Raw genomic sequence first — 8,725 nt, 5'->3', positions numbered from 1 at the left:
GAGGGGAGGGGGTCATGCGGCCGGTGCTTGGCGATCCGGTTTCTCAGGGCCTGTTCGATCCGGTGGTACCTGGGCGCGAAATCCGTTTCCAAAAGGGGGCCTCCGAAATTGAGACTACGCCGTCCGGCTGTCTAGTCAACCAGCGTAGACCAGTACGAAGCGGGACATTTCCCGGTGAAATGCGCCAAGGGCAAGAGGCGTGCATCGTGATCCCCGTCACACCCGGCTCCGGTCGACGGGCGGGACAGCTGTATAGACGGCTAGACGGCCCGAAGTTATCGTCGGACTGTCCGCGCGTCTCCCCCGGTCGGCGGGACGCGGAACGCCTCACCCCTAGGACAGGCTCATGGACCACACCGGCATCGACGACCCCACCGGCATCGCCGTCCGGGAGCTCGCCAAGATGATCGACCACTCGCTCCTGCGGCCCGAACTGACCACCACCGAGGTCCTGCGCGGCTGCGAGCTCGCCGCGGCCTACGACGTGGCCGCCGTCTGCGTGCGCCCCGCCGACACCGCCCTCGCGGTCAAGGCCCTCGCCGGCACTGCGGTCGCGGTCGGCACCGTCATCGGTTTCCCGCACGGCGGCTCCACCACCGCGGTCAAGGCGGGCGAAGCCGTGGACGCCCTGGCGGCGGGCGCGACCGAACTCGACATGGTGCTCAACATCGGCCTGCTGCGCAGCGGGGAGGACGACGCGGTGCGGGCGGACATCGCCGCGGTGGCCGATGTCGCGAGGGGCACCGCCCTCACCAAGGTGATCTTCGAGAACGCCTACCTCGACGACCAGGAGAAGCTGCGCGCCTGTCGCCTCAGCACCCTGGCGGGCGCGGACTTCGTGAAGACCTCGACCGGCTTCGCGCCCGGGGGCGCGACCCTGGCGGACGTCCGACTGATGCGTGCGAACGTCCCCGCGCACATGAGGGTCAAGGCGGCGGGCGGGGTGCGCACCCTCGAACGGATGCTGGAGTTCGTGGCCGCCGGCGCCGAACGCTTCGGGGCGACCGCCACCGCCACCATCCTGGACGACCTGGCCGCCCGCCGGGCCGCCGGCTGAACTCCCGTCCCCCGCCCCGGCCTTCAGGAGGCCGGGGCGGCAGGGCGGTCCGGTCGGTCAGGGCGGTCCGAGCCGGCGGCGTGGTCCGGGTCGGCCGGCAGCCGGGTGCGGAAGGTGGTCGGCCCGGGCGCGGCGAGGACGGTGAGGCTGCCGCCGTGGATCGCGGCGATGTCGCGGGCGATCGGCAGGCCCAGCCCGGCGCCGCCGTCGTCGCGGCTGCGGGCGTCGTCCAGCCGGGTGAAGCGTTCGAAGATCCGTTCGCGGTCGGCGGGTTCGATCGGCGGCCCGTCGTTGGCCACGTCGAGGACCGCGTGGCCGGTGGCCCGGTCGCCGTCGAGGCGGACGGTGACGTGCTGCCGGGCGTGCCGGTGGGCGTTGTCGAGCAGGTTGGTGAGGAGCCGGCCCAGCCACAGGCGGTTGCCGACCACCGTGACGGCGGAGTCCGCGTGCACGGCGACGGGGTGCGCCCCGGCGCCGCGGGCCGCGACCGTGGTGTGCACCAGCTCGGCGAGGTCGACGGCCTCACCGGGCCGGTCGCGCCCGGCGGCGTCGAGGCGGGCGAGCAGCAGGAGGTCGGCGGCGAGGGCCTGGAGGCGCTCGGTGTCCTCCAGCGCGCCGGCCACCAGGTCGGCGCGCACGGCGTGGTCGGGGTGGGCGAGGGCCACTTCGAGCTGGGTGCGCAGGACGGTGAGGGGGCTGCGCAGCTCGTGGGAGGCGTCGGCGATGAAGCGGCGCTGGCGGGTGCCCGCGGCTTCGAGGCGTCCGAGCATGGCGTTCATGGTGCCGGCGAGCCGGGCGATCTCGTCGTCGCTGCGGGGCTCGGGGACGCGGCGGTCCAGGTCGCGGTCGCCGATGGCGGCGACCTCGGCACGGATGGCCTCGACGGGCCGCAGGGCCCGGCCGGTCGCACGCCAGGTGAGGACCCCGACGGTGATCAGCAGGACGGTGCTCAGCGCGGCGAACGCGGCGGTGGTGAGGTCCTCGGCGGCGTCGACGGTGCGCAGCGACGCACCGACGTGGACGGTGACGGGCCCGGCCGGGGTGGCGGTGGTGATCGTGGTGACGCGCTGGTGGTGCTGGTCGCCCAGGGTGCGGACGTCGAAGCTGGTGTGGCCGTCCCGGTGACCGGTGGGCGCGATCGAGGGGTGGCCGGTCAGGTTCTGGCTGGCGGCGACCACCGTGCCGTGCGCGTCGACGACCTGGATGAAGTCGGTGCCGTGGTCGAGGGGGAGCAGGCCGGGCAGGCGCCCGTCCTCGGCGAGGCGGGCGACGGCCTGGGCCTGCTCGCGGGCGCCGGCTTCGACGGTGCGTTCCAGGTTGGCGTGCAGCAGCACCGCGACGGCGGCCGAGGCGGTGACGAGGACGACGGCGACGCTGACGCAGGCGGCGAGGGTGGTGCGGGCCCGGACCGAGCGCGGCGTCAGCCGGTCGACGAGCGCCGCGACCCCCGGGTGGCGGGCAAGGCGCCGGTGCAGTGCCGCGCGGATCCGGCGGACGGCGGTCGGGTCAGCCACCGTCGGCCGCCAGGCGGTAGCCGGTGCCGCGGACGGTCTGCACCGCGGCCCGTCCGAACGGGGAGTCGATCTTGCGTCGGAGCGCGCTGACGTGGACCTCGACGGTGTTCGGATCGCTGTCGGGGCCGCCGTCCCAGACCGCGTCGAGGATCTCCCGCTTGGAGACGGCCTCGCCGGCCCGGCGGGCGAGGTGGTCGAGGATGGCGAACTCGCGGGGGGTGAGGGCGACGGCGGTGTCCGCCCGCGTGCAGGTGCGGGCCGCGGAGTCGACCACCAGGTCGCCCAGGACGGTCCGCCGGGGCGCACGGCTGCCGATCCGCCGGGCCAGGGCCCTGAGCCGGGCCACCAGCACGACGAACGAGAACGGCTTGGACAGGTAGTCGTCGGCGCCGGTGTCCAGCGCCTCGGCCTCGTCCCACTCGCCGTCCTTGGCGGTGAGCATGAGGATGCCGACGTCGCTGCCGGAGGCCCGCAGCCGCGAGCACACCCGGTAGCCGTTGAGGCCGGGCAGCATGATGTCGAGGACGATCACGTCGTAGGCGTGGTCCATGGCCCTGGCGAGGCCGGACGGGCCGTCGTGGGCCGTGTCCACGGTGAACCCCTCGGCCGTCAGCCCGTGCTGCAGGGCCATGGCCAGCCGACGTTCGTCCTCCACCACCAGTACGCGCATGCCCACCAGGGTCGCAGGTCGCCGGCGGGGCCGGCCGACGGTGCCCCCCGGTCTTCAGCCGATCTTCAGCAAGGCCCGGCCATCCTGGCGCGGTCGCCCGGGGAAGGCCCGGGCCGTGACGAGGAGTGGTGCGGAACGTGAGCGAGCCCGGAGAAGGCGTGCAGCCCCAGCAGGACCACGCGGCGAGCCGCCCGAACAGGGCGCGGGTCGGCCTCGGGCGGGCCCGGCGCTGGGTGCGCGGCCGGTCGGTGCGCTGGGTCGCGGCCGGCGCGGCCGTGGTGGTGATCGGCGGCGGCGCGGCCGCGGCGGCGCTCCACCACGAGCACGAGGGCCACGGCGACGGCCGGTGGGCGGCGGGTGAGCAGGAGCACCACGACGGCCGGGGCGAGGGCCACGGCGACGGCCACGGCTGGGCGCAGGGCGACGGTCGGGGCGACGGCCGGGACGCCGGGGGCCACCGGGGCCACCAGGGCCGCACGGCTCCCGGACACGGGAACGGGAACGGGGACGGGGACGGGGACGGCCCGGCCGGGTCCGCTGCGCCGGCGCCGCTGCCGTCGACCGACGCCGCCGACGCGCTGGCGAAGGCCGCCGCGGCCGTCGCGGGCGGCAGGGTCGAGTCCCTGTCCACGGTGGCCGAACAGGGCGGTGGCCGCGCCTGGCGGGCCGTGGTGGTCGGCCCGGACGGCGTGCGGCACGCCGTCACCGTGGACGGTGCCACCGCCGCGGTCACCGGCAACACCGTGCTGGGCGGCTGACGCACCGGCCGGGCGCGGCCCGCGCCGTGCCTGCCGCAGAGACGCAGTGACGCAGTGACGTAGTGACGTAGAGACGCAGTGACGCAGAGAAGGGAGCGCCGTCCGTCATGGGCGCCACGACAACCCCCGCCACGACAAGCCCTGCCGCGGAAACCCCGGCCGCGACAACGCCCGGTTCGGGCCACCGACGCCCGGCGGCCCCCGCGGGGTCCGTCCTGAGCAAGGTCCCGCAGGTCACGGCGGTGTTCTGGGTCGTCAAGATCCTCACCACCGGGATGGGCGAGACCACCTCCGACTACCTCGCAACGGCGCTGGGGCCCGTCCCGGCGGTCGGTTCGGCCGGGCTGCTGCTCGTCGCCGCGCTGGTCGTCCAGGCCCGTTCCCGTCGCTACGTCCCGGCGGTGTACTGGACGGCGGTGATCATGGTGAGCGTGTTCGGCACCATGGCGGCCGATGTCGCGCACGTCGCCCTCGGGGTGCCGTACGCCGCCTCCGCGCTCGCGTTCGCCGGGCTGCTCGCCGTGGTGTTCGCGGTGTGGCGGCGGACGGAGGGCACGCTCGCGGTGGAGGCGGTCGCGGGCGGGCGCCGCGAGGTCTTCTACTGGTGCGCGGTGATGGCCACCTTCGCCCTCGGCACGGCCGTCGGTGATCTGACCGCGGCCACCCTGGGCTGGGGCTACCTTCCCTCGGGGCTGCTGTTCGCCGCCCTGATCGCGGTGCCCGCGCTCGCTCACCGGTTCTCGGGCCTGTCGCCGGTCCTGACCTTCTGGTGGGCCTACGTCCTGACCCGGCCGCTCGGCGCCTGCTTCGCCGACTGGGCCGGCGTCAGCCGCGCACGGGGCGGGCTGGATCTGGGCACCGGTCCGGTCAGCCTCGTCCTCGCGGTGGTCATCCTGGCGGCCGTGGGGTGGCTGGGCGTCGCCGGGCGGCGGGCATCCCGAGGGTCGGCCTGACCTCCCGCCCGGCGGTCCGCCGGGCATGCCACCGGGCCGTGACGACGCGATCGCCACGGCCCGCCGGCACGCCCGGGGTCAGGCCGTCGCGCGCGACTGCCAGTACGTGAACTCCTGGAGCGGATCGCCGATGAGCGACCAGGGCCAGGCGGTGACCGCGTTGTCGATCAGCCGGAACGTGCCGCCGCTCTCGCCCACGCGGCCCGACTGGATCAGGGCGAAGGCCAGCAGGTTGAGGTCGGCGGCGGCCGCCGCGTGCTGCAGGCCGCCGAGGCGGGACCACCCGTGCAGGGCGGTGTCGAGCGCGTTGACCGCCCGGTTGTGCGTCCACTGGCGGCGGACCAGCAGCGCCTCGACGCCGCCGCCGGCGGTCGTGCGGGCGTGCTCGTCCACCAGCGCGGTCAGTTCCACCCCGGCGGTCGGCGCGGTGGGCGGTGCCGAACTCCGGACAGTGTCGACGAAGTTGAGCTGGGCGCTGCGCGACCCGCACTCCTCCGGCGAGAGGTACCGCAGCATCTGCAGGTGGGCCTCGCGGTTCCACGGGTCGCGCTCGGCGACCTCGTGCCAGACGGCGATCAGCTCGCGCGAGTCGGCGCGCATCACGCGCAGGATGCCGAGCAGCACCACCCACGGCGTCGGGTCCTCGGGGGCGAGGTCGGCCGCGGTGTAACAGTTGTCCGCGGCCGCGCGGGCATCGTCCATCCGGCCCGCGAACCGGCCGCGGACGAGTTCGACCCACGCCTCGAATATCAGCGCGTCCGCATTCTGGGCACGACGCAACCGCCAGTTTCGCGCCAGGGAGGAAGGGGCGGCGGTTTCGGCGAGCACGGCGAATCGGTGCCCGCGCCGGTCCCAGTCGGGGCCGGTCTCCCGTAGCAACCGTTCGACCTGGTCGACCTGGATGGCGTTCTGGCCGGGCAGGCCAGGGGACTTGAGCTGCCGCCGTACGCGGCCGAGCTCGGCGTCGCCGAGCTCGGGACGCAGGCCAGGGCCGGAGGCGCGGTTTCTTCGGAAGAGCGACACGCGCCGCAGCCTAGGCCCATGGGCGATTTTCGGACAGACCCCGGAATGAAATTTTCCGATTCCGGTGAAGGCGGTGACCGTACCGCTCCGTACGGCGATCGGCCTGCGGTAACGGTCGGAATGCCGATTCGGGTATGTCGCCCGCGGGAATGCCACCGGCCCCGGAGGCCCCGTGATTTCCGCCCCCCCTGCTCGGACGCGGCGCCGGCGGCGTCCCCGGTCTCAGGCGAGCGGCTTGTCGACGACGGCCTTGGTGTGGCTGAACGTGTCGATCGAGTACTCGCCGTGGTAGCGGCCCATGCCGCTCTCGCCGACGCCGCCGAACGGCAGCTCGGGCATCGCCAGGTGCGAGACCGGCAGTCCGAAGCTGAGTGCGCCGGAGGAGGTCTCCTCGGTCAGCCGCCGCTTGGTGTCCGCGGACTCCGTGAACGCGTACAGGGCGAGCGGCTTGTCGCGCTCGTTGATGAACGCGATCGCCGCGTCGAGGTCGGGGACGGTCAGGACGGGCAGGACCGGGCCGAAGATCTCGGCCTGCATCACCGGGGCGGTCGCCGGGACGTCGGCGAGGACGGTCGGGGCGAGGTAGCGCGCGGCGCGGTCGTGGTCGCCGCCGATGACGGTCCGCCCGTCGCCGAGCAGTGCGGTGAGCTGGTCGAAGTGCCGCTCGTTGACGATCCGCCCGTAGTCGGTGCTCCCGGCCGGGTCGTCGCCGAACAACTCCCGTACGGCAGATGCCAGTTCCGCCTCCAGGCCGGCCGCGCTGTCGCCGATGGCGAGGACGTAGTCGGGGGCGACGCAGGTCTGTCCGGCGTTGAGGAACTTGCCGCGGGCGATCCGCCGGGCGGTGACGGCGAGGTCGGCGCCGGGTTCGACCACGACCGGGCTCTTGCCGCCGAGCTCCAGGGTGACCGGGGTCAGGTGCTTGGCGGCGGCGGCCATGACGATCCGGCCGACCGCGCCGTTGCCGGTGTAGAAGATGTGGTCGAAGCGCTCCTCCAGCAGGGCGGTGGTCTCCGGCACGGCCCCTTCGACGACCGCGACCGCCTCCTCGCCGAGGTAGCGCGGCAGCAGCTCGGCGATGGCCGCGGAGGTCGCCGGGGCGAGCTCGCTGGGCTTGACGAGGGCGGTGTTCCCGGCGGCCAGCGCGCCGACCAGCGGCGCCAGGGCGAGCTGGAGCGGGTAGTTCCAGGGCGCGATGATCAGCACCACGCCCAGCGGATCGCGCACCACCCGGGCCTCGGCGGGGCGGAAGAATTCCGGCACCGCCGCCGGCCTCGGCTCCAGCCACTGCGCCAGGTGCGCCACGGTGTGGTCGAGTTCGTTGATCGTGAAGCCGATCTCGGTGCGGTACGCCTCGGTGGCGCCCTTGCCGAGGTCGGCGTGCAGGGCCTGCTGCAGCACCTCGGTCTGCTCGGTGAGCAGGCTGCGCAGGGCGGCCAGCTTGTCCAGGCGCCAGGCGAGCGGCCTGGTCCGGCCGGTGGTGAACTCGGCCCGCAGGCGGGCGACCACTGAAGGAACGTTCTCGTGCATGGGGATCTCGCGGTCCTGGGGCTCGGGGTGCATTGGCACATGGAACTTTCACTACATGAACAATTGCGACCCTAGGGATGAAAGGTTGAGTTTGTCAAGCATTGGGCGCTCCGTGTTCCCGGTCGTGAGCGGCTGCTCCCCCGCTCCTTCGACGATCAACTCGGCCACCTGGGGCCGGAGTTCCCCCGCGGGGCGGATGGGGTCGGGTCGATGCGTTCTCCACCGTCGAGCCTCTGGGCAGCGCCCTTCGGATGTGCTGACATATGCATGCCAAGTCGCGAGGCGTCCGGCGCCCGGACCGTACCGCGCCGACCCCGCCTCCGGCTCCGACTCCGTGCCCGATCGAAGGGGAAGCCCATGCTGCTCCGTGTGCTGGCCGCCGCGACCGCCGTCGCCGCGTCACTGTCCGGCCCGTCCGCCTTCGGCCTCGACTCGCTCCCGACCCCGCCCGACCGGATCGTCATCGACGTCGCGACGGTCAACGGCTCCGGCTGCCCGGCCGGAACGGCCGCCGTGGCCGTCTCCCCGGACAACACCGCCTTCACCGTCACCTACAGCGCGTACCTCGCCCAGGTCGGCGTGGGGTCGAAGCCGACCGACTTCCGGAAGAACTGCCAGCTCGACCTGCGCGTCCACGTGCCCCAGGGCTTCACCTACGCCATCGCCTCCGCCGACTACCGCGGCTTCGCCCACCTGGAGAAGGGCGCGAGCGGCACCGAGCGGGCCAACTACTACTTCCAGGGCCAGGCCCAGACCGCCTACCAGTCCCACCGGTTCGACGGCCCGCACGACGACAGCTGGCAGGGGACCGACACCGTCGACGTCGCCGCCCTGGTCTGGGCCCCCTGCGGTGAGGAGCGCAACTTCAACATCAACACCGAACTGCGGGTCTCGGCCGGCAGCTCGGACCCGACCCGGACCACCAGCTTCATGACGATGGACTCGACGGACGGGAACATCAACACCGTCTACCACCTCGCCTGGAAGCACTGCCCCTGACCGGCCGGCCCCCTGACCGGCCGGCCCCCTGACCTCCTGACCTCCTGACCTCCTGATCTCCCTGACCGGCGCCGGCCGGCCCGGGACGACGGCCGGCCGGGAACGACCGGGAGGCGGGCGGGGCCCCGGGGCCCCCCCCCGCCCCCCGCGCCCGGAACCCGCCCGGCCAGGTGGCGGTGCCCCCCCCCCGGGGGGCGGGCCCCCCCCCACGCAGCAACCAG

General features: G+C 74.1%; 8 protein-coding genes. 4 read left to right on the top strand and 4 right to left on the bottom strand.

Annotation, left to right across the window (positions count from 1 at the left end; genetic code table 11):
• The first annotated feature begins 346 nt into the window (after positions 1–346).
• Positions 347–1,057, top strand: coding sequence for a deoxyribose-phosphate aldolase (gene deoC / locus ACIGG8_RS41760; protein WP_396553811.1), 711 nt, complete (start codon positions 347–349; stop codon positions 1,055–1,057).
• Between the two features lie 23 nt (positions 1,058–1,080).
• Here the strand turns inward: deoC and ACIGG8_RS41755 are convergent, their stop codons facing one another.
• Both ACIGG8_RS41755 and ACIGG8_RS41750 read right to left on the bottom strand, forming a co-directional pair.
• Positions 1,081–2,571, bottom strand: coding sequence for an ATP-binding protein (locus ACIGG8_RS41755; RefSeq protein WP_396553810.1), 1,491 nt, complete (start codon positions 2,569–2,571; stop codon positions 1,081–1,083).
• A complete protein-coding gene (locus tag ACIGG8_RS41750; protein ID WP_396553809.1) occupies positions 2,564–3,241 on the bottom strand; it encodes a response regulator transcription factor in 678 nt (225 codons plus the stop codon). The genes ACIGG8_RS41755 and ACIGG8_RS41750 overlap by 8 nt, the downstream gene beginning before the upstream one ends.
• Before the next feature lie 137 nt (positions 3,242–3,378).
• Here ACIGG8_RS41750 and ACIGG8_RS41745 point away from each other — a divergent pair, with 137 nt between their 5' ends.
• A complete protein-coding gene (locus ACIGG8_RS41745; protein WP_396553808.1) occupies positions 3,379–3,999 on the top strand; it encodes a hypothetical protein in 621 nt (206 codons plus the stop codon).
• 242 nt (positions 4,000–4,241) lie between these two features.
• The gene (locus tag ACIGG8_RS41740) at positions 4,242–4,952 is read left to right on the top strand and encodes a hypothetical protein (protein WP_396553807.1); all 711 of its coding nucleotides are present in this window, start codon (positions 4,242–4,244) and stop codon (positions 4,950–4,952) included.
• A 78-nt stretch (positions 4,953–5,030) separates the two neighbouring features.
• Here the strand turns inward: ACIGG8_RS41740 and ACIGG8_RS41735 are convergent, their stop codons facing one another.
• Both ACIGG8_RS41735 and ACIGG8_RS41730 read right to left on the bottom strand, forming a co-directional pair.
• Positions 5,031–5,975, bottom strand: coding sequence for a hypothetical protein (locus ACIGG8_RS41735; RefSeq protein ID WP_350524642.1), 945 nt, complete (start codon positions 5,973–5,975; stop codon positions 5,031–5,033).
• A gap of 222 nt (positions 5,976–6,197) precedes the next feature.
• Complete coding sequence (locus tag ACIGG8_RS41730; RefSeq protein WP_396553806.1) at positions 6,198–7,538, bottom strand: aldehyde dehydrogenase family protein; 1,341 nt, start codon at positions 7,536–7,538, stop codon at positions 6,198–6,200.
• Between the two features lie 324 nt (positions 7,539–7,862).
• On the opposite strand from ACIGG8_RS41730, the gene ACIGG8_RS41725 reads away from it, so the two are divergent.
• Entirely contained in the window at positions 7,863–8,504 is a 642-nt protein-coding gene (locus ACIGG8_RS41725) for a DUF4360 domain-containing protein (protein WP_350524640.1), read from the top strand.
• The last annotated feature ends 221 nt before the right edge of the window (positions 8,505–8,725 follow it).

It is taken from the genome of Kitasatospora sp. NPDC085464 (genome assembly GCF_044541955.1).
Taxonomy (GTDB): Bacteria; Actinomycetota; Actinomycetes; order Streptomycetales; family Streptomycetaceae; genus Kitasatospora.
This window is presented reverse-complemented; position numbering and strand designations above follow the sequence as displayed.